The sequence below is a fragment of the Irregularibacter muris genome (assembly GCF_024622505.1).
GTDB classification, from domain to species: domain Bacteria; phylum Bacillota; class Clostridia; order Eubacteriales; family Garciellaceae; genus Irregularibacter; species Irregularibacter muris.
In genome coordinates this window covers 114495-138592 of record NZ_JANKAS010000007.1, presented here as the reverse complement: position 1 = coordinate 138592, position 24098 = coordinate 114495, and the positions used below count along the sequence as shown (strand labels likewise).

25 protein-coding genes are annotated in these 24098 nt (G+C 42.6%); 6 read left to right on the top strand and 19 right to left on the bottom strand.

Annotated elements, in window-relative coordinates; translation table 11 throughout:
- Positions 1-5: 5 nt before the first annotated feature.
- The 15 genes from NSA47_RS09395 to NSA47_RS09325 all read right to left on the bottom strand — a co-directional run bounded on the left by NSA47_RS09395 (position 6) and on the right by NSA47_RS09325 (position 11575).
- Positions 6-185, bottom strand: a complete 180-nt coding sequence (locus tag NSA47_RS09395) for a DUF5049 domain-containing protein (RefSeq protein WP_257531289.1) — start codon at positions 183-185, stop codon at positions 6-8.
- Positions 178-627: a gamma-glutamylcyclotransferase family protein gene (locus NSA47_RS09390; RefSeq protein WP_257531287.1), complete on the bottom strand. Its 450-nt coding sequence runs from the start codon at positions 625-627 to the stop codon at positions 178-180. The genes NSA47_RS09395 and NSA47_RS09390 overlap by 8 nt, the downstream gene beginning before the upstream one ends.
- A 35-nt stretch (positions 628-662) precedes the next feature.
- On the bottom strand, positions 663-1562 hold the full coding sequence (locus NSA47_RS09385; protein WP_257531285.1) for an amidoligase family protein: 900 nt from the start codon (positions 1560-1562) through the stop codon (positions 663-665).
- 136 nt (positions 1563-1698) lie between these two features.
- Positions 1699-1923, bottom strand: a complete 225-nt coding sequence (locus NSA47_RS09380; RefSeq protein ID WP_257531283.1) for a DUF4314 domain-containing protein — start codon at positions 1921-1923, stop codon at positions 1699-1701.
- Positions 1916-2719, bottom strand: a complete 804-nt coding sequence (locus NSA47_RS09375; protein WP_257531281.1) for a virulence protein — start codon at positions 2717-2719, stop codon at positions 1916-1918. Before NSA47_RS09375 ends, NSA47_RS09380 begins: the two co-directional genes overlap by 8 nt.
- Positions 2720-2852: 133 nt before the next feature.
- Positions 2853-4091: a site-specific DNA-methyltransferase gene (locus tag NSA47_RS09370; protein WP_257531279.1), complete on the bottom strand. Its 1239-nt coding sequence runs from the start codon at positions 4089-4091 to the stop codon at positions 2853-2855.
- The gene (gene metK, locus NSA47_RS09365) at positions 4066-5244 is read right to left on the bottom strand and encodes a methionine adenosyltransferase (RefSeq protein ID WP_257531277.1); all 1179 of its coding nucleotides are present in this window, start codon (positions 5242-5244) and stop codon (positions 4066-4068) included. The genes NSA47_RS09370 and metK overlap by 26 nt, the downstream gene beginning before the upstream one ends.
- A gap of 18 nt (positions 5245-5262) precedes the next feature.
- Positions 5263-5814 (bottom strand): P27 family phage terminase small subunit, encoded by a 552-nt coding sequence (locus tag NSA47_RS09360; protein ID WP_257531275.1) that lies wholly within the window; start codon positions 5812-5814, stop codon positions 5263-5265.
- A gap of 95 nt (positions 5815-5909) precedes the next feature.
- Positions 5910-6278 carry an HNH endonuclease gene (locus NSA47_RS09355; RefSeq protein WP_257531273.1) on the bottom strand — a complete coding sequence of 123 codons (369 nt, stop codon included), beginning with the start codon at positions 6276-6278 and terminating at the stop codon, positions 5910-5912.
- A 120-nt stretch (positions 6279-6398) separates the two neighbouring features.
- Positions 6399-6815 carry a hypothetical protein gene (locus tag NSA47_RS09350; protein WP_073587013.1) on the bottom strand — a complete coding sequence of 139 codons (417 nt, stop codon included), beginning with the start codon at positions 6813-6815 and terminating at the stop codon, positions 6399-6401.
- A complete protein-coding gene (locus NSA47_RS09345) occupies positions 6812-7039 on the bottom strand; it encodes a hypothetical protein (protein WP_257531271.1) in 228 nt (75 codons plus the stop codon). Before NSA47_RS09345 ends, NSA47_RS09350 begins: the two co-directional genes overlap by 4 nt.
- Positions 7040-7084: 45 nt before the next feature.
- Entirely contained in the window at positions 7085-8458 is a 1374-nt protein-coding gene (locus NSA47_RS09340) for an SNF2-related protein (protein ID WP_257531269.1), read from the bottom strand.
- Complete coding sequence (locus tag NSA47_RS09335; RefSeq protein ID WP_073587856.1) at positions 8439-8720, bottom strand: VRR-NUC domain-containing protein; 282 nt, start codon at positions 8718-8720, stop codon at positions 8439-8441. Before NSA47_RS09335 ends, NSA47_RS09340 begins: the two co-directional genes overlap by 20 nt.
- A 153-nt stretch (positions 8721-8873) precedes the next feature.
- A complete protein-coding gene (locus tag NSA47_RS09330; RefSeq protein ID WP_257531267.1) occupies positions 8874-11126 on the bottom strand; it encodes a phage/plasmid primase, P4 family in 2253 nt (750 codons plus the stop codon).
- On the bottom strand, positions 11117-11575 hold the full coding sequence (locus tag NSA47_RS09325; protein ID WP_257531265.1) for a DUF7768 domain-containing protein: 459 nt from the start codon (positions 11573-11575) through the stop codon (positions 11117-11119). Before NSA47_RS09325 ends, NSA47_RS09330 begins: the two co-directional genes overlap by 10 nt.
- A gap of 300 nt (positions 11576-11875) precedes the next feature.
- Here NSA47_RS09325 and NSA47_RS09320 point away from each other — a divergent pair, with 300 nt between their 5' ends.
- The 6 genes from NSA47_RS09320 (at position 11876) to NSA47_RS09295 (ending at position 16335) form a co-directional block, all read left to right on the top strand.
- Positions 11876-12052, top strand: coding sequence for a hypothetical protein (locus tag NSA47_RS09320; protein ID WP_257531264.1), 177 nt, complete (start codon positions 11876-11878; stop codon positions 12050-12052).
- On the top strand, positions 12036-12365 hold the full coding sequence (locus tag NSA47_RS09315; RefSeq protein ID WP_257531262.1) for a DNA ligase: 330 nt from the start codon (positions 12036-12038) through the stop codon (positions 12363-12365). The genes NSA47_RS09320 and NSA47_RS09315 overlap by 17 nt, the downstream gene beginning before the upstream one ends.
- Positions 12362-13486: a DUF2800 domain-containing protein gene (locus NSA47_RS09310; protein WP_257531260.1), complete on the top strand. Its 1125-nt coding sequence runs from the start codon at positions 12362-12364 to the stop codon at positions 13484-13486. Before NSA47_RS09315 ends, NSA47_RS09310 begins: the two co-directional genes overlap by 4 nt.
- A gap of 14 nt (positions 13487-13500) precedes the next feature.
- Positions 13501-14064 carry a DUF2815 family protein gene (locus NSA47_RS09305; protein ID WP_257531258.1) on the top strand — a complete coding sequence of 188 codons (564 nt, stop codon included), beginning with the start codon at positions 13501-13503 and terminating at the stop codon, positions 14062-14064.
- A 70-nt stretch (positions 14065-14134) separates the two neighbouring features.
- Positions 14135-14287 carry a hypothetical protein gene (locus NSA47_RS09300; RefSeq protein WP_257531256.1) on the top strand — a complete coding sequence of 51 codons (153 nt, stop codon included), beginning with the start codon at positions 14135-14137 and terminating at the stop codon, positions 14285-14287.
- 65 nt (positions 14288-14352) lie between these two features.
- Complete coding sequence (locus NSA47_RS09295) at positions 14353-16335, top strand: DNA polymerase (RefSeq protein ID WP_373370318.1); 1983 nt, start codon at positions 14353-14355, stop codon at positions 16333-16335.
- A gap of 47 nt (positions 16336-16382) precedes the next feature.
- Here the strand turns inward: NSA47_RS09295 and NSA47_RS09290 are convergent, their stop codons facing one another.
- From NSA47_RS09290 to NSA47_RS09275, 4 genes are read right to left on the bottom strand one after another with little or no spacing between them, the layout of a single operon-like run.
- A complete protein-coding gene (locus NSA47_RS09290) occupies positions 16383-19037 on the bottom strand; it encodes a DEAD/DEAH box helicase (protein ID WP_257531252.1) in 2655 nt (884 codons plus the stop codon).
- A complete protein-coding gene (locus NSA47_RS09285; RefSeq protein ID WP_257531250.1) occupies positions 19027-19971 on the bottom strand; it encodes a HamA C-terminal domain-containing protein in 945 nt (314 codons plus the stop codon). The genes NSA47_RS09290 and NSA47_RS09285 overlap by 11 nt, the downstream gene beginning before the upstream one ends.
- Before the next feature lie 32 nt (positions 19972-20003).
- On the bottom strand, positions 20004-23168 hold the full coding sequence (locus NSA47_RS09280) for a type I restriction endonuclease subunit R (RefSeq protein WP_257531248.1): 3165 nt from the start codon (positions 23166-23168) through the stop codon (positions 20004-20006).
- A gap of 17 nt (positions 23169-23185) precedes the next feature.
- A complete protein-coding gene (locus tag NSA47_RS09275; RefSeq protein ID WP_257531246.1) occupies positions 23186-24091 on the bottom strand; it encodes an AbiJ-NTD4 domain-containing protein in 906 nt (301 codons plus the stop codon).
- Positions 24092-24098 lie beyond the last annotated feature (7 nt).

Genomic DNA, 24098 nt, shown 5'->3' with positions numbered 1-24098 from the left:
GTTGTTTATTTATCTTCGCCTGTCAGAATGAAACGGGCATATGCACCAGTGTTATCTGCGAGGTAAACCAGCAACTCATCATATCCCTCTCTCATTGCGATTTCCTGCACCTTCGGCACATCGAACATGTTTGTTTCACCTGTTGCGCGGATGGCGAGAATCTGCTCCTTTATCTTCTTATCCATTTATGTCCTCCTTAGAATCCCCGACAGCCTCTTTTAGAATGCTGATGTCGAAGTCCGCACTCTTGTAGCCCTCTAAAATAACGCTGTAGTAATAACAGCTTGGAGTACCGAGCGGTCGACCTTCATTCATGATGTACACCATAGTTTCTACGTTCTTTTTTCCAAGTCTGACTTTGACTTTTTCCTTTCGGTAGAGAAATGGGAAACCCTCGTACCGGTCGAGTGCAGTTTCGTCAGCCGGGGTAATCTCCCACAGCAGGCATGGCACTGTCTTGCCCTTAAAAGGTTCCACGGTCGCCACAGAGCCGCCGTGTCCGCCTCGAAACAATAACTGGTAGTCCTTCAAAACCACCGTCCCGACAGGTTTCGCTGTGGGGCAGCGATGCGCCATTTGCTCAAGGTTGAGATTTGAACCATAGGCGAGATAGAATGTTTTATTCATAGTCTTTGTCCTCCTTATTTTTGCGGGGCAACCGTTCAGGCTGCCCGAAATCGCCAAGCCGCCGAACCGTCCAGGTGGGCGGTCAAGTGCTCCCGGCAGTTTGCGAATTCCTCGCCGACGAAACCAATGCGATTGAGGTAGGTCCGCATTGCGAACTTTTCATTTTCAGCCTGCGGTTTCTTTGCCGAGGCGCATTTCTGTGTGAGTGCCTGGTGGTTGAGAGCAAGAGCGAGAACAATGTAGCTTCTTATCTTACCTGCGTGTAGCTCGCTGTTGAAGCCTCGAAGCTCGACCGTATGGTTGCCGGTGAAAAAGCTGTGCAAGTTAAGAAAATGGTATCGGCTTGAATGGTAGTGTCGGCTGGTGCTTTCGCTGTAGCCCTCGTACCAAAGGCTCTCGATGGCTTCCATCGTTTTCGGTTTGCGTCGGTTTAATTTCTCGACCAAGAGGCTATCCATCTTTTTGCAGTAACTCATTCGTTCAGGTGCTATCTGCAAAGCCTTGTAAAAAAGGTCGTTCTTGCTGGCGATGATGTTTACGAAGTTCCTAATGCTCCTCGATGTGTGGTCTGAGCCGTCAAGGTGTATGTGAATTCCGCAGGAGTTGTTTGCAAATCCTCCTGCGTGACGAAACTGTCTCACCAGTTCCTGCAATGTTCCAATGTCCTCGCGGTAGGTTAGGATGGGGCTTACCAACTCTACGCTATAATCGCGGGTGGCAGCTACCTTCTGGCGTCCTTGTTTCTTTTGGCAGGAGATGCTGCCGTCGCTCATAAACTTCCAAACCCGTCCGTCTGGGGCCGTTACCTTCTTGGTATCGTAATAATCGCCGGTGTGTGTAACCGTTCCGTTAAGGAAGTCGGCTGCAAGCTTGGCCGCGTCGTTTCTTGTAATGCCTGTAAACTCAATCTCAATCCCGAATCTGCTTGTAAACATGTGGCTTTCCTCCTGAATGTGTATGTTTTGTGCTTTCCGCATGTACATATATCACTCTAAAAGGCTTATATAGCAAGCGAAATCCGAGAAATAAAACACATCAATTTATGGGTGTGTTTCTGCGAAACAGATACCACTATAGCTTTCGTACCGCATCCTCTCCGTACACAACGCCGAGGGAGGAACCGATATCCCAGGAGCAGAAAATTGTGCCAGTGTCATCTACGAAGTCCACTGTTCCTTGGTCGCCGGGCCTTAGCTTAGAATAAGGATCGTTCATGTGTACCAACTCTACTCGTGTGCCAGAAGGATATTGCTTACGCAGACGTTCCACTGTATCCTTCGAAGGAAAGTTATTCATCAGCCGTTACCTCCTCAGCTTTAGGTGGAGCGCCATTCTTAAAGGCACTATTGCCTGAAAGGTTTTTTAACAGGATTTTGCGTTCCGTTTTGTATTCAGAGCCCACGAAACCAAGCCGGATGAGGAAGCAGCGAAAAGCGTACTTCTCATTTTCCACTTGCTTTTCGGTAGCATTGACTCTTTGCTGTGTTTTTGCCATCTCGCATAGTGCGGTAACAAAATGTGTGTAGGCTTTGACCTCATTTGAATTAAGCTCTCCTTGAAACCAAGGGAAGCTGATAGTTTCTTCACCTGTAATGATATGGGTGCAATCAGTACCGAGAGCTTTTTGGATTAGGGACGATTTGCTTTCAACCAATCGCTTGAGGTTTTCAAGAGCCATATCGGTGAAAGTTAATCTTGGCATCTCGATGGTCAAAAGGTTGGTTTTGAGTGCATCCCCTTGTTCATGTTCCCCATATGCAGGTGGCTCCTGGTAATCGCAGTAAGGGCTGACCCTGCCACCAAGAGCGGCTTCGTATGGAATTTGAACATCCTCCAGTACGGGTTCTGCTTCCGGGAGTGGAGTGTCGTATTCTTCTGTAATAGCTTTGAAGTCGTGCAATCCCTGCAGGTCAGCAACCAGTCCGGGATTGTCATCTCCTCTGAGTATCCCGTTCTTGTCAATATGGTAGCCGCCTACCTCGTATGCGAAGGTTGGTGCACCGAGGTATTTTGTCGGAGCATTTAGTTCCTGACTGATTGCGCCTACCAGTGATTTTCGTTCTGCGCCTGTTACATTATAATTAATCTGCATTTTTCATACCGCCTTTCTTTTTCGGTACTACATATATCACTCTGAACGCTGTAAATAGCAAGTCGTTTCGAGCATATTTCTGTAGGGAAACTGTTCCGATTAATCGGCGGTGTTTTGTATAGATTGGAGCTTACTACTCAGCATTTACTTCCGGCAGATCACAATACCTATACTCCGTACCATCTCTCAAAAGAAATACACCATCTGCGTTTCCGGCTTGCTCGATATACCTTTTTACAATGACATCACAGTACTTTTCATCCAATTCAATGGTGTAGCAGATACGCTCCGTCTGATCACAGGCTATGAGCGTACTACCTGAACCACCAAAAGGATCGAGCACGATGCAGTTGGTCAGACTTGAGTTGAGGATCGGGTATGCTACCAGTGCCACGGGCTTCATGGTGGGATGGTCACCATTCTTCTTCGGCTTCTCAAATTCCCAGATGGTGGTCTGCTTACGATCGGCATACCAGTTGTGCTTTCCAGATTTCTTCCAACCGAAAAGAACAGGCTCATGCTGCCATTGATAAGGTGAGCGGCCAAGAACAAGCGACTGCTTTTTCCAGATGCAAGTACCGGAAAGATAGAAACCTGCTTCAGAGAATGCCTTTCTGAAATTCAGACCTTCAGTATCTGCATGGAACACATAAATAGAAGCATCCTTCGCCATTGCCACTTCGGTGTTCTTAAACGCCTCAAGCAGAAAATTGTAGAATGCTTCATTTCCCATATTGTCGTTTTTAATCTTACCCGCCGAACCTTCATAGTTGACGTTGTACGGAGGGTCAGTTACAACAAGATTTGCGAGCTTCCCGTCCATCAGTAGTGTGAAAGTGTCAGCCTTAGTAGAATCACCGCAGACTAGCCTGTGCTGCCCAAGCATCCAAACATCGCCTTGCTTGGTGAGTGCAGGCTTTTGCAGTTCAGCATCCACATCGAAGTCATCATCATGAATACCGTCCTTGAGCGAATCCTTAAAAAGCGCATCAAGTTCGGCAGGCTCAAATCCGGTGAGGGACACGTCAAAGTCCGCTCCCTGCAAATCCGCAATGAGGAGAGCCAGCTTATCCTTATCCCAATCACCACTGATTTTATTGAGGGCGATGTTGAGTGCCTTTTCTTTTTCCTCATCCATTTCAATAACCACACACTCGACTTCGGTGATGCCCATATCAAGCAGCACCTTCAAACGCTGGTGGCCACCGACAACATGAGATGTGGTCTTATTCCATATAACAGGTTCTACATAACCGAACTGCTCGATGGAGCGTTTCAGCTTTTCGTATTCCGGGTCACCGGGTTTCAAGTCTTTACGAGGATTGTAGTCGGCTGGAATCAATAGCTCAGTTTTCAGTTTTTCTATCTGCATATTTCTCAGCCGCCTTTCTTAAATTTGTGTACATGTTTACATCCTCCCACGGGAACAGACAGGAATTGAAATGACCATAAACCGCCGTATCGGAGTAGATGGAATTACGCAGCCTTAGTTTTTCGATGATTGCAGCTGGTCGGAGGTTAAACACATCCTGCACAATATTGGCAAGCTGCTCATCGGTGAGTTTGCTAGTACTAAAGGAAGTCACGTCGACTGCCACAGGGTTTGCCTTACCAATTGCATAAGAAAGAGCGACCTCACATTTCTCTGCAAGACCGCTCCATACGATGTTCTTTGCAATGTATCTCGCCATATATGCGCCGCTTCGATCAACCTTGGTTGGGTCTTTGCCGCAAAGGGCACCGCCACCGTGGGATGCAAGGCCGCCATAAGTATCAACCATGATTTTTCTGCCGGTTAAACCTGTATCAGCAGCGGGACCGCCTTCGACAAATCTTCCGGAGGGGTTAATAAGAATTTCAGTATCATCATCAAACGGGAAATCTTCAAAGCACTGCCAAAGTACATTATTCCAGATATCCGATTTCAATTCTTCCTGAGTCTTGCCCTTATCATGCTGGACTGAAACTACAATTGTTTTTACACGCTTGGGCTTTCCATCCTCATATTCCACAGTAACCTGTGCTTTGCCGTCAGGCAGAATACCCTTAATGAGTTTTCCTTTCCGGCAGTTGTCAATGCGCTTTATGATGCGATGGGAAAGCACCAGTGGAAGGGGCAGATTTTCACGTGTTTCATTGGTTGCGTAACCGTAAACCGTTCCTTGGTCACCAGCGCCCACAGAACCGTATGGATCATTGATACCATTTCTTGCTTCAAGTGCATTATCTACACCTGCCGCAATGTCTGAGCTTTGATGGTGTACGAACACAAATACTGTAAACTTCCACGGATTATATCCGACCTCACGAAGTACATTTTTTACGATGAAGCGGATATCCACTTTACCGCTGCAGGTGATTTCGCCCGCCACGATAATTTTGCCTTTGGTTGCCATGACCTCGCAGGCCACGCGGGAAGATTTATCTTTACGCATACAAGCATCCAAAATATTGTCAGCAATGAGGTCACAGAGTTTATCCGGATGTCCCATGCAGACACTTTCCGCTGTTTTATAAGTAATCATATTTTCCTCCTATCTGATTTATTTTCCTCGCCTTGCCATGAGCAGACGTTCCATTACATCGTCCTGCGGGCTAGCGCCGTTGTATTCTCCTGTACAGTTTTCTTTAACAATCTGGAAGATCTCCATCCACAGCCGATTGGTTTGGTTCATGTAATTCTGGCCCATTGCCACATAGGGGCTTTGAATGGCATTACCTGTAGTCGGGTGTTTTGCTAAAAAGCCATATTCTGTGACAGCCTCCTCACATTGAATCCAGCGAGCCACGCTCATGGCGTAGCGTTCTAAAAGCTGCGGCGATACGAGAACAGCACATCCACGTTCGTTCAGCCACTGCCATGTATTTCTGTAGATTTCTCCTGCAACCAGTGCTTTGCCGTCTTTTTGTATAGCTTCAAGCATTTTATTTGGCTCGGGCATTTCAAGTCCTTTTAGGTCTGCCGTATCCTTAAATTCCATCACGGTCAGTTTTCTGCCTCCTGGATTGCCTTCAGCTATTTTATCAGTCAAGGGCTTCTTTTTCGCACCTGCACCTACACGAGCGCCGCCTCGATTTGTACCGTCTTTCGCCATATTTTCACCTCACTTAGCAGGGGTGGGGCTATTCCCTTGTTTGAAACCGCGTTTTTTAACACGAAGCCCCACGCCGCTGTCCGCTTTAAAAAGTTTTAGAGATTTGACCGCCCCCACCGGCCACCGCTCTCTGCAGTAATTCTAGAGTGGCAGGATTTACAAAGAGCCATGAGATTGCTCTTCTCGTTACCACCGCCTTTGGAAAGTGGAAGGATGTGGTGTACCTCTTCGGCAGGAGTGAACTTGCCTTGCTTCTCACATTCCTCGCAGAGAGGATGCGACTTGATGTAGCGGTCACGGATACGCTTCCAAGCACGACCATATCGCTTGTTGGAAGCGGGATCACGTTCGTACTGGTTGTATTGTTTATCCATTGCTTTTTGATGCTCGGCACAGTATTGCTCGCGTACAGCAAGCCGACCGCAGCCGGGGTAAGCACAGGGACGTTTAGGTTTGTAGGGCATTGATTCACCTCACTTTCAGGGCGCAACAAAAGCCACCGCAGATCTCTCCACGATGGCCTTTGGAATTCTATTTCTCTATTGTAATAGTAACACACGAACAACACTGACAAACAGTGACATTCACTGACTTGTTTCAGGAAGTTTAATCAGTGAAGTGGCAACATCGTGCAGTCGATAAACGTGGCGTACATTATAACCCAGGTCCACTGCAATTTGTTCCCACGATTTAAAGCATAGATATCGCAGCTCCAGGAGTGTCTGGCACTCCAAACTGTCTACCGCTTTTATAACTCCTATTATTTCACCCTTTAAATCAACAAGGCGATCAATATCTCTGTTGATCTCGTTCTGAAGATCAATGATTTTACAAATAGCGTCTGCCATCATAGATGTACCATGATTGGGATTACGTGGCATCCCCGTCAGCGTGGTCGTGCATTTGGTTGCCAGATCATTCAACGAAGCAACCTGTTCCAGCTTGCTGTTGATACGCTGGTCCAAACGATAGGCTTGGGACAGATATTCTTTAGCAGTCATAGGCAAGCCACCTCCAGTTTTTCTCGTACCTTGCGCATTAAGAGGTTACCGTCAAGATCAGTTAGTATCTGATACCAGCTGGAACAAAAGAAGCGCTCAAGAGATTTAACCTCAGCTTTGTAATCATTTTTCTCCGGGTGGCGGTCCAAACGCTGTAAGGCTTCCCGGTAGTCCTTGACTGCCTGTACTATAATCGCATTTGCTAAACTTTCATATGGTTCCATATCGCACCTCCAAGTTTTTGTTTCTCGGATTGGCACGGATTGTCTTTATTTGACTCTCATTTGCAGATCAGCTTTGACAGCTTCGATAAGCGCCGACTGGCTTTTGTCCTTTAAGGAAAGAGCCTTCAAGATACGCTCATCAATAGTGCCTTTGGTAACGATGTGCTGCACCACAACCGTTTCAGCTGTTTGGCCCTGACGCCAGAGCCTAGCATTTGTCTGCTGATATAACTCTAATGACCAGGTAAGACCGAACCACACAATACAAGAGCCACCAGCTTGAAGATTTAAGCCATGTCCTGCAGATGCGGGATGAATTAAACCGACTGGTATTTCCTTGTTGTTCCACCTTCGAATACTTTCAGCGGTATCCAGCTTAGAAAATGGAACCTTTATGTTATGAAGCTTTTCTACGATTCTTTCATAGTCGTGCTTATACCAATAGGCCACAAGTATCGGCTTTCCGGCAGCTGCTTCAATAATGTCCTCCAATGCATCTAATTTCTGATTATGAATGATCTGGGTTTCACCGCTATCGTTATAAATGGCACCGTTAGCCAGCTGACAGAGCTTGTTGGAAAGTGCTGCGGCATTCGCAGCAGTAACCTCACCACCAGGAATCGTAAGTACAAGGTCTTTTGCTAATTCGTCATAGCGTTCTTCCTCTTTTTCAGAAAGCCTTACGGTGTATACACTGCTGACCAGTTCCGGCATCTTAAGGTAATCCGTTGACTTCATTGAAATCGTAATGTCGGAAATTTTCTTATAGATGCATTGCTCCGCTCCGGGAAGAGGCTTGTAACTGTAGATAATCTGGCCATTTCTTTTATCCGGCATGAAGTAGTTGTTACGAAACGCAGATATGAACCTTCCAAGCCTTACACCCATGTCAAGCAATTTAAATTCGGCCCATAAATCCATTAGTCCGTTGCTGCTTGGTGTTCCTGTCATTCCAATAATGCGCTTTACTTTAGGACGCACCTTCAAAAAAGACTTAAAGCGCTTGGCCTGATGATTTTTGAAGGAAGAAAGCTCATCAATTATAACTGTATCGAAATCAAAGGTCAGTCCACTTTCATCAATGAGCCATGAAAGATTCTCTCGGTTGATTACATAAATATCGGCTGTGGCCTTTAACGCTTGAACCCGTTCAGTGACGCTTCCTACTGCAACAGAAACGATCAGGTCAGATAGATGATCCCATTTTTCAATTTCAGCTGGCCAGGTATCTCTTGCCACTCGAAGTGGTGCTACAACTAACACTTTATGGGCTTCGAAGAAATCAAATAGTAGGTCATTTATTGCAGTAAGAGCTATACTTGTTTTTCCTAAACCCATATCAAGCAGTACTGCTGACACCGGATGAGATTCGATATAACTGATAGCGTATTTCTGATAATCATGTGGATTGTACTGCATCTAAAATCCCTCCAATCTGACTCTCGTCGTCTAGTACAAAAACTAAAAAGCCTAATGCTCTAAGCAATTTGTGCCTTGCCATCTGTAATGGGCGCGGGCGCTTACCAGGGGCCTTAACCTCAACAAAGGCCATCTTTCCTTCAGGCATTAGAACGATTCTATCCGGCATACCATCAAAGCCAGGAGATACAAACTTCACTGCCAGCCCGCCACGCTTTTTTGCTTCCAAAGTTAACTTCTTTTCTATTTCTTTTTCTCTCATCGCTATATCTCCATCAAAATTGGTGACGGTCTGTGAAGGTCTACTCATAAACCTCTTATATAAAGAATTTTTATAAATTTTTCTCTAATACGAAGTTCTATATATGACCGTAACTGACCGTCACCATATTAGGTCAGTGCTACTCGGTGTAACTCAACTTAGAAACTCTTCCTCCTTTAAGCGCACCCCATAAATGAAGCTACCTGTTTTGGTCTTTTTACGTTCAAACCCAGCAGTCTCCAAAGCAGTATAGAAATCTGTTGTACTTCTTGTGTACTCACCGTTGCGCCCACAATGGGCACGGTATTCCTGATAAAACTCTCCGGATTTTTGCTGGTATGTCTTATCCACTTCGCAACAATCCTCCAAAAAGGAAGCAAGCCAGTCATTATTTTCTCTGTACGCTTCAATGGCCTCCTGAACACATGTGGGAACACTGAAATGGTAGTTAGCCTCAATAGCTTTCTTTGCACCTTCAATGATCCAGCTCATGATGTACGAGCCTGCATTCTTAACAAGGTAGTCGGCGTAGTTTTTGATGTCACTTTTATTCTCAATTCTTGCATTAAAGGGAATGACGATGAGACGTCTCCAGGTGCCATCATCATTGGCACCGACTCTCGGAAGATGATTCGTGTAAAGCACCAGTGTATGAGAAGGCTCAAACTTGAACGGGTCTTTATACTTTTTCTCAGCTTCAATTTCATCAGTAGAGCTAAGCTGTTTCACAATTGAAGTGTTGAGGCGCATACCCTCTTCAAGCTCGGAAGCAATGATGAGGCGTTTGCCCTTAAGCTCTGCCATTTCAGGTTTTACGTTTCTGCGGCAACCAACTGTAAGTGTATCGGCTGAGATAGCACCGCTGTAGGAGCCGAGCACCCTTGAGATGCTGTTCCAGAAGGTTGATTTACCGTTGCGGCCTCCACCATAGGCAATGATGATAGCTTCGAGATAGACTTTACCGATTGCAGAAAGGCCAACAATCTGTTGAACGTAATCAATCAGCTTTTGGTCATTACAGAAAAAGGTATTCAGAGCATCTAACCAAATTTGCTCACCCTTATCTCCCGGAGAAGCAGTTGTTTGCTTTGTAATATAATCCGCTGCATCTGGAGCACGACCACCGGCCAGACCCTTGCGAAGGTCAAACGTAACACCTGGTGTATTAAGTAGGAACTCATCCTTATCTAAGTCGCTCACCTTGATTTCCAGCATTGGCTTTGCAGCCTGCAATGCTGAGATGACATATTTCATATCCCTGCGCTTCATTACAAAAGTTCTATAAGCAATGGCCGACTGATACTTTTTAAATGCCTTTAATGGATCTCCTGAAAGTGAAGCTTCATACTTTTTACCGCCAGCAAGAATATCTTCTTCCTTTTCACCCAAAGCAACTAAGGCATTAAGGGCGCTTTCCACCTCACCGAGGGCATCTTGAAGCTGTAAATCGAGGAACTCTTCCATTGCACCAACCGACTGCTGCCTTGATTCCATCCAATACTCACCGTTAAAACGAAGATAATCTGTGGCATCGGTGTAGCAGAGCTCATTGCCATATTCACGAGTCAACACCTTTGCCTGACCAATATCAGAAAAGTCGGAAGGTCTCAGCGAGTCAAAGTCAGAATTGTAGTCATCTGGAGGAACGTACCCCTCCTGACCTTGCACTTTCCTTGCAAACTTGATAGCACTATTCCAGATAGCAGTAAGCTCTTCTTCATCCATAGGCGGGTCGCACTTCTTAGCTTCTTCCAGAAAAATCTCATGGGCCTTATCTGTGCTGCCGTATCTCTTTACAACGCGGCCAGCAAAACGAGACAGCGTATTGTTGCGTTGACCTTCAGGTATTGAATTGCTGCGACCTGTATTTGTAGGTGCAGGAATGTTCTGAAGCAGCTCATCAATCGTGAGCCAACCTTCATGCCAGATAACTTCGCCGGTATCAGCCCCATAGATAAAACGTGCTGCATCCAGAGCGTTATCATCAAAGAATGGAAACTGAGCATGGATAGCTTTTTTTATAGCCACATATCCTTCCACATCTGTTAGCTCTTCTATAGAAAAGTAAACATGGAACTTGGGCCTTGCTGCTTTTCCATCTTTAGAAAGCATGTTATGGCGACTGGGAGCAATCGCATATGAAATATCCGTTAAAATTTCATCCAATGCCTCTGGCGTTATCCACTCATCCGGATTTTCAGTGTGATCATTATCGCAATCCATGACGATGACATCAGACTTTAAGAAATTATCTGCACTGCGATAGTTGTTCTTGTACTCCGCGCAAACATGATCTAGCTTTGCAGCTTCTTTTAATTCTTCAGCCGAGGTGACAACGTTCTTATTTGGATAGAGGCAATTCTTCTGATTTCCAACACAGTTTGCAGTACAAATTGTTAGTTGCATGTTTCTACCTCCTCCATATCCTCGGTAAAATAGCGAATAGTCATATGACGCTTCTTTGCTTTATCAATCTCCATTTGCATGCCCTTCGTGATATACTCGCCAAACACCCACAGCTCATTGCATTTACCTAAGAAGACTATATCCATGAACAGTGCAAGCTCGCGTTCCGCAGGATCATCATCTGAAAGATATAAAGGAAAAAGCAGGTGTGGCGCAAAGGCGATAGCGTTTCTTTCAATAACAGCGAAGCGACTATAAAGTTTAGCCCTTTCAGTGTTTCTCTTGATATCACCCGCATATGGTGAGCAGATATACACAAGCGGCCTGAAGATCTTGTCTTCCTTTTTAATGTTTGTCAGCGCCTCGTATGCGGTAGGGTCGGGATAGCCTTCACTGTTTTTCTTGTCCACTCCGCCGGTACCATATTTACATCTCATCTGTTCGTTCATAAGCGAACCTCCTTATTAAGATTCGAGCGGCATAAAAGTCCCTCTACCAGTCCCAGGACAGAAACCGCCGCTTTGAACGAACTTTTGAAAATAAATTTTTCCTTCCTTATATAAGTGACAGCAGACCTGAAAAATCTGCCGTCTTTTTTCGTTCATTTTCGTTTTAAGTGTCCTGGGATTAGTGAAGGACATGAAAAATTGTGGCCTAAAAAAAAGCAAAAAGATTTCGTTCAAACCACACAAAACTGTCCTGGGACTATTAGAGAGGGAACAAATCCTCTCGGAAAGGGAGGTAATACGATGCAGACACAGACGAATGCAGAGGCTTCGAAAGATAATCAGCTGGATGAAGAACTTGCTGACACCCTCACAGCCATAAGCGTTGTATCCAAAAGACTGGCTCAAAAAATCAAAGCCTTGTCTGCAAAGGAACAAGAAAAGAAGGAAGGAGGTACTCCAAATGAGCAAGATGAGTGAACTTAGTCAGGTTCTTTCTGAACTTAGGGACTGCGGCAAAACTCTCATTAACATTGCTAACTCGCTTGCAGAGATTTTCTCAAGTACAGGTAACGAGCCCGAAAATGTTATGGAAGCACCCGCAATACCAACAGAGGAACCGAAACCAGAGTATTCGTTCTTAGATATTCGCAAGAAGTTTGCAGAAATGTCCAGATCCGGATACACAGAAGCGCTTAAGGGACTTCTGAAAAAATACGGTGCGGAGAAGCTCTCCAGCGTAGACCCGTCACAGTATGCCGCATTACTTGCGGATGCGGAGGCAATTAAATGAGCGTAAAACATGCACTGCTTTCAGCCTCGTCCGCACACAAGTGGATTGCTTGCCCACCATCGGCGCTACTTAGTAAGAAGTTTGAAGATGCGTCCAGCAGCTTTGCACAAGAAGGCACTGATGCTCATACACTCGCGCAGTACAAGCTTGAAAAATTGCTGGGACTTAACACAAAGGACCCGACCGAATCTTTAAGCTTCTATGATGAGGAAATGAACAGCCACGCTGAATACTATGCAGCCTTTGTACTTGAACAGCTTGAGAAAGCAAAAGAAACCTGTGCTGATCCTCAGATACTTATTGAGCAGAAACTCGACTTCTCGAAATATGTCCCAGAAGGTTATGGCCATGTTGACTGTTTGATTATCGCAGACGGCACTCTTACCGTAATTGACTATAAATACGGACTTGGAATCAAGGTATCAGCGGAAAGAAATCCACAAATGTTCTGCTATGCACTTGGAGGCCTGGCTCTTTTCGATGGCATTTACGACATCGACAATATCCACCTGATCATCTATCAGCCGCGTAGAGAAAACATTAGCGAGTACAGCATCTCTAAGAGCGAACTAATCAAGTGGGCTGAGGAAGTATTAACTCCTACTGCACAGCTTGCTATCAAAGGCGAGGGCGAATACAAGGCTGGCGAGCACTGCCAGTTTTGTAAGGCTAAAGCAACCTGCAGGAAGCGTGCTGAATACAATCTGGAGCTTGCAAAGTATGATTTCGAAGAACCCGCTACTCTCGATAACGACGAGATCGCAGCAATCCTTACAAAAGCTGATGAGTTGGTATCTTGGGTAAATGATGTCAAGGATTATGCTCTGAATGAAGCTCTGAACGGTACCAAGTTTGAAGGTTTCAAAGTAGTCTCTGGTCGTTCTAACAGAAAGTACACAGACGAATCTGCAGTAGCTGATGTTGTTATTGCAGCTGGTAGAGACCCATATGAGAAGAAACTGCTCGGCATCACAGCCATGACAGCACTTCTCGGCAAGAAAACATTTGAAGATATTCTAGGTGGGCTAACCTTTAAGCCGCCCGGAAAACCGGTCCTTGTTACCGCTGATGACAAGAGACCTGAATATAACTCAGCATTTGAAGATTTTGATGAAAATTAAGGAGGAAATAAATCATGACAAAGACAGTTAATCCGTTAAAAGTAGTTACTGGCCCTGATACCCGTTGGAGCTATGTGAATGCATGGGAGCCTAAATCCATAAATGGTGGCACCCCTAAGTACAGTGTATCTCTCATTATTCCTAAGTCCGACACGAAGACCATCGCTAAGATTAAAGCTGCAATAGAAGCGGCTTACCACGAAGGCGAAGGCAAGCTCAAAGGCAATGGTCGTACAGTACCACCTCTTGCAACCCTTAAGACTCCTCTTCGTGATGGCGATGTGGAACGTCCTGATGACCCCACTTACGCAAACGCCTACTTTATGAATGCCAACAACAGCTCTGCTCCTGGCATCGTAGATGCAGACCGCCAGCCTATCATTGAGCGCTCTGAGATTTATTCTGGTGTTTATGGTCGTGCTAGTGTAAATTTCTACGCATTCAACACCAACGGAAATAAGGGTATCGCTTGTTCCCTTAATAACCTTCAGAAGATCCGTGATGGCGAGCATCTCGGCGGCAAGTCTAACGCCGAGGATGACTTCGCTACTGAGGATGACGAAGACTTCCTTTCCTAAACAGTAACTGACAATCCGGGTGGTAGGAAAACCTGCCACCTGAGACAATTAAAGAAATGAGGTGAATCATATGGAAACTATTCTTGTTATTGAACTTATTACTTTATACGGCGTGTTTATCATCGGAGCCCTATTCTGGGTCGTAACTGAAATTAATGACGCCATCAAAAAGCACAAGAAAGAAAAAGCAAAGAAAAACTTTGATACACTTGATAAGTTTTAATTGCTTGGGCGGTGGCACTCCTGCTGCCGCCCTTATTCTTTTGAAAGGAGGATGTTATGGAAGATATAAAAACACTTTCTCTTGACCTTGAAACTTACTCAGATGTGGACCTTGGTAAGTGTGGCGTCTATCGCTATGCAGAATCTCCGAGCTTTGAAGTCCTCCTGTTTGGTTACGCAATTAATGGCGGTGAGGTACACATTATTGACTTAGCCTTAGGGGAGAAAGTCCCAGAAGATATACTAAATGCATTAACCGATGAAAATATAACTAAATGGGCCTTTAACGCTTCCTTCGAACGTGTCTGTTTATCAAATTGGCTTCGTAAGCACTACCCGGATAAGTTTAATAGCTACAGCATCCCAGAGGACTCAGTTAAAGGTTACCTTAACCCATCTTCATGGCGCTGCAGCATGATATGGTCTGCTTATATGGGCTTACCTCTTTCCCTTGAAGGTGTAGGCACAGTTCTTAAGCTCGGTGAACATAAGCTAAAAGAATGCAAAGACCTTATCAAATATTTCTGCGTTCCATGCAAGCCTACCAAAGCAAATAGTGGCCGCACTCGTAATCTGCCTGAACATGATATAACCAAATGGTCCTTATTTAAGAAATACAATATCCGAGATGTTGAGGTGGAACAGGCAATTAAGAAGCGACTAGAAAGCTATCCCGTACCTGAGTTTGTATGGGACGAATACCATCTGGATCAAGAGATTAATGACAGAGGCATCCTACTTGATATGGGTGTCGTTAAAAATGCCATCATCTTCGATGAGAAATCCAAAGAAGAACTTACTGCTGCAATGAAGGAGCTTACCAATCTTGATAATCCAAACAGCGTCGTTCAGGTAAAACAGTGGCTTTCTGATAATGGTGTTGAGACCGAGTCGCTTGGGAAAAAGAATGTCGCAGCTCTTATAAAGACTGCGCCGGAGGAACAACGCGACGTGCTTCAACTTCGCCAGCAGCTTGCAAAAAGTAGCGTTAAAAAGTATCAGGCCATGCAGAACACTGTCTGTTTAGATGGCAGGGCTCGCGGCATGTTCCAATATTATGGCGCCTCCCGTTCTGGTCGCTGGGCAGGCAGGCATATACAATTACAGAACTTACCTCAAAATCATATCCCTGATTTGGAAGATGCAAGGTCTCTTGTAAGGCTTGGAGATTATGATGCAGTGAAACTTCTTTATGAAGATGTGCCGGATACACTCTCTCAGCTTATCCGAACCGCTTTTATTCCAAGGTCAGGATACAAATTTATTGTGAGCGACTTCAGTGCTATCGAGGCTAGGGTTCTGTCCTTCTTAGCAAAAGAGCAATGGAGATTAGATGTATTTGAAAGCAATGGTGATATCTACTGCGCTTCTGCTTCTGCTATGTTCCATGTACCGGTTGAAAAGCATGGTGTAAATAGCCACCTTCGGCAAAAAGGTAAAATCGCAGAATTGGCACTTGGATATGGCGGCAGTGTTGGAGCACTTAAGTCTATGGGTGCGTTGGAAATGGGCCTTACTGAAGACGAATTGCAGCCGCTGGTTGATTCTTGGAGAGCGTCAAACCCGAAGATTACAAAGCTGTGGTGGGATATTGACAGAAATATTAAAGAGGCAGTTCGCTTAAGAACACATACCAAAACACATGGCCTTAATTTCTATTACCAGAAGGGGATGCTGTTTATTGAGCTTCCTTCCGGCAGGAGGCTTTCCTATGTAAAACCTAAGATCGAACAAAACCAGTTCGGCGGTGAGTCTGTCACCTACGAAGGAACCGGCAACACTAAGAAGTGGGAACGCATCGAAAGTTATGGCCCGAAGTTTACGGAAAATATTGTACAGGCAATCAGCCGAGATATCCTGGCATACGCTATGAAAACACTCCGTCATTGCTTTATCTGTGGTCACGTCCATGACGAGTTGATTATTGAGTGCAGCATAGGTGTTTCCCTTAAAGCAGTTTGTGAGCAGATGGGACGAACGCCACCCTGGATAAAGGGGTTGGCTCTTAGAGCCGATGGCTATGAGACAATGTTTTATAAGAAAGATTAAAAAAGACCTCTGAGGGAACTTAATCCTTCAGAGGCCTTATCTCATTTCTAATCTACAAATAAGTCTGGTATGTTGTATTTGATGATTGCGGCATCTTTCTTCACGCCTTCATTTGAACATTCTAACAGACTCTTTTTTAGTTTTAATTCAGGCTCAGTCTGCGCAATATAGTCTTTTCCATGATTTAAAATATAAAGAGATGACTCACGTGAAAAACCATGTTTCTGGATATTTATTATTTTTTTATTCGTAGAACCATACTCAACAAACTCATACCAGTCATTAGGGACCTTTTCAACCTGTCTTATTTCTTTATAAGCCTTTGATACTTTCAAAAAATAGTTTGATATTTTGAAAAGAATGACTTTATCAATAACACTGAGCACATCAGAAATAACTATATTTCTATGTTCACGAGAGTCATTGTAGTCAACGTAGTTGTTATCGATATACAGAGCGTTTTCTGGATTACGCTGCTTATAACTAATAGCCTGAAACATTATTTTGTTTAGACCGTCACCTTGTACCCACTGGCTTAAAATAACAGCATACCAGCTAAGCCTACCATGCTTCTTGGAATATTTGCCTACATGTCCTAAAGTTTCAGATTCATATATCTCCCATTTAAATATTCTGCATAGACGCTCCAGAAACGCCAGTAATTGTACTGAATCAAAGTTACCTTGTTCGTCAACCGCAGGGAACTCAAGCCCGTTTTGTGAAATTGCTTGATGCAAGGACTCTGACTGGTCAACAGATATTGTTATATCATCGTCCTGGATGTATTCTTCGTTGGAAGCAAAAAGAGCTCTGATCTTATCTTCGTCTCCCGGTTTCATTAGCTGCCGAAATTCTTGCCTAACACGACTATTGCGATTTTTCAAAATATCATTTAAGAGAATGATTGCAAATTTGCGCATTAGATCATACGAATCTGCTGACTGCTTTTCTGGATATTTTACAAGCTCCACTGTTCCATGTAAAAGGGCTTCTATAACATTTTGCTTTTGTGGTTTTGTAAGTCCTTTTTCAATAGACAATGTCTGTGGTGCTATGTCCTCCTGAAGCAGGGTTACATATTTTTCATTTGCTTTTTCACTACTCGCGACTAGAAATACATTGCCATAAAGATTGTATTCCAAGCGTCCAACACGGCCGATAAGGTTACGGAAATCTACAGCTTTCATATGCTTGCTGCCATTTTTAAAGTCTGTAATAAACAAATTGTCAGCTGGCAAATTAACACCTTCAACAAGCGTACTTGTACAGAATAATGCCGTTATAGAACCTGCACGGAACAAATCTTCTATTCTCTGACGAATAGACGCTGGCAAGTAACCTATATGATATGCAATGCCCTTGGAAATAAGTTCAGCTAAATAGTAATCTCCATGTATATCATTCTTTATGTCTTTAGCGAGTTCTATCAGCTCTTTATCATTACTCTTTTCAACACGATTAGCAGCAAAATCTCTTGCCGCTACTACTGTCTTACGGGTAGAAGGGAAGTATATAATACACTGTCTTTCCACACCTTTATCATCCTTTTCAAAGCGGAGAAGCACATCTGTCAAGTCCGCGTCTTCAAGTGCTATAGATGTTAAAGGCACCGTTTCCTTTGTATGCTCATTATATACATCTACCTCATTGTCATCTAGATTAATTAAAAACTTAACTTGAGAAACAGGGGAAAAAGATGACGCGAGTTTTTGCTTTTTCGACTCATTTGATTCCACGCCAGCTATCAAACTTAAATATATTTCAGGATTAGGAACATTAGGAGACGCAAAAACAAAGTGCGGTCTATGCTCTCGTTCTGAAAGCATATGAACAATTTGGTAATAAAAAGGGCTTCGATTATCAGCACCAGAAAGCTTATGGGCCTCATCAATAAACAAGTAGTCAAGCTGAATATTTTGTTCATTAATAAGGAGATAGAGCAACCGTTCCGGAGTCATGATAAAAATATATCTTCGTTCACTGTTTTCTTCGGAATTTTTCATTAATACAGCATCTCCTGCAGCTGTTACAATGTGATAGTTATTCTCATGTAACATATACTGCAAGTCATCTGTTATCTTTATTCGAACCTCATTAATTAAAGCTTTCGTTGGCACAACAAGCGCAAAATTATTTTTGACACCAGAAAAAATCTGTTGCTTGATGAACATCCTCATTATGTAAGATTTACCCATAGACGTTGGGCCAGAGTAACTGTAATACTCATCGGCAAAATGGTCATACACGATTTTTTGAGCACTCATAAACTGCTTTTCGGGGTCCGCCGGGATTGTATAATATTCCTTTTTGTAACCCGCGAAAATTTTATCAAGAGTGCCAACTCCATCAAACGATGATTTAACAATATTCGTACCCTGATAATTACCAATGCTTGATAGTACAGAACCAGCTATATAAGAGACCTTCTCGTCTTCGGGGTAAATATAATGCAACATTGTGACTATTTCTTGTGCCCACATTTTTTGGGAATCGTAAAGTGTTGCATGATTGGATTTTGAAAGTAGATCTGCAAAAGCGAGAGCATCCTTTATCGGTATCTCGCGCTTCCGGCGTTTATTAAATCCAAAGACCTTGATAGCGTAATTGTATAATATGTCTTCATATATTTTCTTTAGATAGGCATCCTGGTTCAACTCAGCAAAGAAAACATCACCAAACTTCAAGTTCTTTTTATCTGCCATAAGAGTCACCTTCTCTCATGACAGTTTTCATAATGGCCTTCTTGTCATCTTCTGCGTTGTCAAAGGGAAGCACATACACATAGAAAGAACGATTGTTAAGGCTAAGCTTATTAATCTTTTCTTTTATATAAGGAGCATAGTGTTTAATATCATTGTCCATCTTTCTTTCTAGTGCATCCCGATAATCTGAACTTTTATAACGTAAAGAGTCTAAACCAATTGTGTAACCGAGAAAAATGCCAAAAGCTGTATCTCGATATACATCCTTACCGGGAGCAGGTTTTATAATATCATTCAATTGGAGAGCCACTGGATCATCAGCGGGCAATTCAAAAACTGTACTATCAACGATCTGTAACTCTTCTGTTGTTCTACCAGATATCTGTTGAATGCACTCGAAGGCCTCATCTATGGCATAACCAAGATCTCCAACAACGCATGAGGTACCAAATATCATCTCATAAGACAGTGTTTTTCCTCCAGAGTTAAGTGCTCGTAAATGCATACCATCACATGCGCTTATCCCAGATTTGACTGATGAATTTAACTCTATCTTGCTGTATATCTTTGGTGCACCCAAAACCGTCTCAAGGAAGGCATACAAAAGTATTTCACCCAGCTCATTTCCGGTACCTTTCTCATCTGCACGACCACTCTTATACATAAGGTCCAATGCCTCAATACCAACACTAAACTCATCGCCTTCGACACGAAACTGTTCAATCCTTGAACGTGAGAAAACATAATGCCCTATATTTTTACTTATGAATGTACGGAGTGAGTCCTTTGAAAACCTATTATCTATGACTTCTTTTAGCCTGAATAGACGCAGTTCTTCATTTGCAAGCAAGCCAAGACTCTCCGAATGAAGAACCTCTTTAAAGATCTGGTCAAAGCCTCTGCTATTTATGCTCTTTGTTAATGCATTAATCATAAGCTACCTCCTACAGCGCCCTCCGAGATATTTTAATCACCATATTTCTTAAAATTCTCGGCTTGCTCCATAACCTTTTCGAATACTTCTTCGTCCCATTCAGGAGGATAACCATTTTTGTAAAGAAGCACCGTAAGGTCCATGTTGAGTTGATTCTTTATATCATCACGCGATGACCAATCAGCAAACTGTGCTTTATCGTCAACGAGCTCTTTTATCTTTTTAGCAAGAACAAGACACTTTTCATCCTCATATGGAAAACCATGATCGTCACGAACTTTTACAAGAATATCGTAAAAAGCTTTTTCTTCATAGCTGATTCCAAGTTTCTCAAATGAAGACTTATCATCTTGCAAGTCTTTCATTATCTTGAGCAACTGTTCGGACAAATCATTAACGAAGTCCGAAACAACCTCACTTGTAAATACCAGCTTATCACGGCTGTTATAAGCATCAACAACTTCTTTCAATCGCTCATCAAACTCGATGGCCTTGACTTTATTGGTGCGCCCATAAGCCGTAATAGCTTTGCGCAAAAGCTTCAACAGTGCATTAAACTTTGTAATTGGAAGATTTACATTATCAAGCTCAGCAAGGAAATCATCGCTGAAAAGATCAACAGCTTTATGTTCATCGACAATATTTTCGATACCAGTGCAAGTAATAGCTTCGCGTACCATTTCTTCAACTACGCTATTCATAACTTCTGCATCCGGTGCATCTCCCTTAGTCTGCTTATAAATAATTGAGCGTATTGCTAAGTAGAACTGTGCCTTTGCTGTTTCTTCGTCAGTTAGTTCACCGGAAGGGAAGCAAATATGGTACGCTCCTTTTAATCTACGAGATAAGCCCATGAAACGAGTTTGCATATCTTTACTGGCTTGAACATATTCTGCGGCAGCATTTAAGCAATTAAGTCTTTGTATCGGTGTCCCATGATGGAACATCGTAGAATCAAAACTTGAAAGAAGCTCATCTATTAACGCCAAATGGTTACGAAATATAGACAATGAAATATTAAGTTCATCAATCGGGTTTTCTTGAGGGCCACCATATTTTTTGACAGCTTCCAACATGTCATTTTTAATTCCAATGTAGTCCACAACTAAACCTTTATCCTTACCATCAAATACACGATTTACGCGGGAGATCGTCTGAATAAGGCTATGCTTTTGAAGTGGTTTGTCGATATACATGACAGCCAGGGACGGAACATCAAATCCTGTAATCCACATATCAACAACAATCGCAATTTTAAAGTTTGAGTCGTTATTCTTAAACTGTTTGTCCAACATCTTACGATGTTCTTTTGTGCCACATATGTCAAACAATTCTTTTTCATCGTTCTGGCCTTGCGTGGCAACCATATTGATTTTAGGTAAGGCTACCAGTTTATCTAACTGATCTTTTGTCAGATCTGATTCGTTTTCAGCTTTACGTGCCACGAACCAGTCAGGGCGGATAGCTTCTACCGCCTTTAATACTTTAAAAGCCAACGACCGATCTGCGCATACTATCATTGCCTTTTGCACAATTTCTGGCTTTTCTGCACAGAGCGATTCATAATGAGTCACCATATCAGAAGCCAACTTTTTAATCCTATCAGGATGACCGAGTATAGCTGTCATAGAACTCATAGCGCGTTTGCTTTCTTCAACCTGCTCCGGATTAGAGCCTTCAGCTATGCACTGGTCATAATACTTCTGAATTTCTTTTGCCTGTTCGTCAGATACAATTACCCGCGCAAGACGTGGTTCATAAGCAATACGAACCGTTATTCCATCATCACTAGACTCTTTCATTGTATAACTGTCCACAACATTACCAAAGACAGCTATTGTTTCGTCTATCGGAGTTCCTGTGAAACCACAATATGTAGCATTAGGGAAACTATCACGCAGGTATTTTGCAAATCCAAAAGTGGTAAATACACCTTTATCAGTTTTCTTTAACTTCGCACCAACACCAGTTTGCGTTCTATGAGCCTCATCAGAAATACAGATAATATTGCTACGGTCAGAAAGCAAGCTAGTTTTTTCACAAAACTTTTGGATGGTGGTAATGTAAATACCGCCGCTTGGTTTATCTCGCAACGTCTTCTCCATATCTTCACGACTTTCGATGCTACGAACATCACTTTCATGTAGATACTTTTTCGCCGTTACAAATAATTCTGAAGTTTGTGTATCCAAATCCTCACGATCTTCGAGAATGACAATGGTAGGATTATTGAAGGCCTCATTATCTCTCAATGCAATCAAACGTGATAAAAATAACATAGTATAAGTCTTGCCGCACCCGGTAGCACCAAAGTATGTACCACCTTTTCCATCACCGGTGGGGCGCATATGTGCTTTGATGTTATCAAGCATTTTCTGCGCAGCAAAGAACTGCGGATAACGGCAAACTATAGCTTCATCCTTCTTACTATCATCTGGATAGAAAATATAGTCTCTAAGAACTTTAGTAACCCGATCTTTTGCAAAAGCACCTTCAATCATGGTGAGCAGAGAGCTAATACCATTTGAAACTTTATCTTGATCGTTTGCTTTATTCCACGAGTAATAAAACTTGTATGGTGTGAAAATACTTCCGAGTTTTGTATTGGCTCCATCACTAATAACAGAAAGAAAACAATACTTCATTAATTTCGGGATATCCCTTTTATAGCGGATTGTAACCTGTTCCCATGCATCATGGATGGTAGTATCTTCTTCGATCGCTGTTTTGAACTCACAAATAGCAATAGGAATACCGTTTATAAACACAAGTAGGTCAGGGCGACGCAAACGCTCTCCCTGAACAGAATACTGATTAACAACCTTAAAAATATTATTACTTGGTTCATCAAAGTCAATGTAGTCCACATGTAACGCGACCTGGCTAATATCATCACGTACCAAGTCAAAACCCTCGTTTACAAGTAAAAATGTCTCGCGGTTTCCGTTATAAAGTGGTGTAGAAGGAATGAGATTAAGACGATTAATAATTTTCTGAATCTCGGCTTCACTCAAACTTTCAGATGCATAACGATCAGCTATAAATGCACGTAGGTCATCAAGAAGAAGGATATCCTCATACTTTCTATGAAGACCCTCCCCCTGGACATAAGTATAGCCTTGTTGCTCGAAAAGCGTAATTATGGCCTGCTCAAGTTCATCTTCAGTAAATTTTCCTTTTTCAAAGATATAATCCAACTTAACCCCTCCTCCTATTATTGTAAATATTGAATTGCTAAAGCAATTAACGATAAGCATCGGTTAAAAAAGTAATCGTAGTGACGATTATCTGTAATATCAATTTTATTTGTCTCATGATGACGGATTCTAAAATTATTACCAATATCCGTTAGCGCTTTAAATTCTGCATTAAACACAGTAATAAAATCACTTTGCCCATTGCTCATATCCTCAACAACCTTTGTCGCTGATGTTTTTTTATCCATGTTTGTATAATAAGTTTTCAGTCGTTCCAAAGCGTCCCATATTTTTTCAACTGAATCTTGGCGGGCTGCAGGATTTGGTGTTTTATATAATGCAATTGCATCTTTCATTAATTCTCTTGTCCCAACCTCAGAAATTTGTTGAGTTTCCGCTTCTATTTCTGCTGACAAAGGACTATTTTCTACAATGCGTTCAATGATCTTTTCTGTGGTTAAAGTAAACAACACCCCGGACTCTACAAATATTTCGTTTATTTCATTTCTGTAGTCATCGAAAACATTTGTTGTATCCAAACAATGAATATACCAATAATTTTTATAACGATCATTATTCCATCCTTCAGAAATATCCTTTATATTTTCAGCAACATATTCTATAAGGTCAATTAATGAATATTGGTCATAATCATCATTATCTTGTGGGGCAGCTATATGACCATACTCGTCTTTAAAAATATTAGGAATTTTTATTGCCATTCTATTTTCAAATTGACTACGGTTAAATTCAATATAATCCTGATCCACAAAAGAACAATGCTGCTGAAGTTTAAAGATATGCGTTAGATTCTTATAGTATTTTTCGCATATATTTAATAGCAAAGTGTAAACTTCTTTTGATATTTTACTTGTACGTGCAATTGGCTTTCTTAATCCATGACGTTCTGTGTATAAACTCATTTTTTAA

Coding starts and splice junctions, on each gene's coding strand:
- NSA47_RS09395 (WP_257531289.1), bottom strand. CDS start 185: ATGGATAAGAAGATAAAGGAGCAGATTCTCGCCATCCGCGCAACAGGT.
- NSA47_RS09390 (WP_257531287.1), bottom strand. CDS start 627: ATGAATAAAACATTCTATCTCGCCTATGGTTCAAATCTCAACCTTGAG.
- NSA47_RS09385 (WP_257531285.1), bottom strand. CDS start 1,562: ATGTTTACAAGCAGATTCGGGATTGAGATTGAGTTTACAGGCATTACA.
- NSA47_RS09380 (WP_257531283.1), bottom strand. CDS start 1,923: ATGAATAACTTTCCTTCGAAGGATACAGTGGAACGTCTGCGTAAGCAA.
- NSA47_RS09375 (WP_257531281.1), bottom strand. CDS start 2,719: ATGCAGATTAATTATAATGTAACAGGCGCAGAACGAAAATCACTGGTA.
- NSA47_RS09370 (WP_257531279.1), bottom strand. CDS start 4,091: ATGCAGATAGAAAAACTGAAAACTGAGCTATTGATTCCAGCCGACTAC.
- metK (WP_257531277.1), bottom strand. CDS start 5,244: ATGATTACTTATAAAACAGCGGAAAGTGTCTGCATGGGACATCCGGAT.
- NSA47_RS09360 (WP_257531275.1), bottom strand. CDS start 5,814: ATGGCGAAAGACGGTACAAATCGAGGCGGCGCTCGTGTAGGTGCAGGT.
- NSA47_RS09355 (WP_257531273.1), bottom strand. CDS start 6,278: ATGCCCTACAAACCTAAACGTCCCTGTGCTTACCCCGGCTGCGGTCGG.
- NSA47_RS09350 (WP_073587013.1), bottom strand. CDS start 6,815: ATGACTGCTAAAGAATATCTGTCCCAAGCCTATCGTTTGGACCAGCGT.
- NSA47_RS09345 (WP_257531271.1), bottom strand. CDS start 7,039: ATGGAACCATATGAAAGTTTAGCAAATGCGATTATAGTACAGGCAGTC.
- NSA47_RS09340 (WP_257531269.1), bottom strand. CDS start 8,458: ATGCAGTACAATCCACATGATTATCAGAAATACGCTATCAGTTATATC.
- NSA47_RS09335 (WP_073587856.1), bottom strand. CDS start 8,720: ATGAGAGAAAAAGAAATAGAAAAGAAGTTAACTTTGGAAGCAAAAAAG.
- NSA47_RS09330 (WP_257531267.1), bottom strand. CDS start 11,126: ATGCAACTAACAATTTGTACTGCAAACTGTGTTGGAAATCAGAAGAAT.
- NSA47_RS09325 (WP_257531265.1), bottom strand. CDS start 11,575: ATGAACGAACAGATGAGATGTAAATATGGTACCGGCGGAGTGGACAAG.
- NSA47_RS09320 (WP_257531264.1), top strand. CDS start 11,876: ATGCAGACACAGACGAATGCAGAGGCTTCGAAAGATAATCAGCTGGAT.
- NSA47_RS09315 (WP_257531262.1), top strand. CDS start 12,036: ATGAGCAAGATGAGTGAACTTAGTCAGGTTCTTTCTGAACTTAGGGAC.
- NSA47_RS09310 (WP_257531260.1), top strand. CDS start 12,362: ATGAGCGTAAAACATGCACTGCTTTCAGCCTCGTCCGCACACAAGTGG.
- NSA47_RS09305 (WP_257531258.1), top strand. CDS start 13,501: ATGACAAAGACAGTTAATCCGTTAAAAGTAGTTACTGGCCCTGATACC.
- NSA47_RS09300 (WP_257531256.1), top strand. CDS start 14,135: ATGGAAACTATTCTTGTTATTGAACTTATTACTTTATACGGCGTGTTT.
- NSA47_RS09290 (WP_257531252.1), bottom strand. CDS start 19,037: ATGGCAGATAAAAAGAACTTGAAGTTTGGTGATGTTTTCTTTGCTGAG.
- NSA47_RS09285 (WP_257531250.1), bottom strand. CDS start 19,971: ATGATTAATGCATTAACAAAGAGCATAAATAGCAGAGGCTTTGACCAG.
- NSA47_RS09275 (WP_257531246.1), bottom strand. CDS start 24,091: ATGAGTTTATACACAGAACGTCATGGATTAAGAAAGCCAATTGCACGT.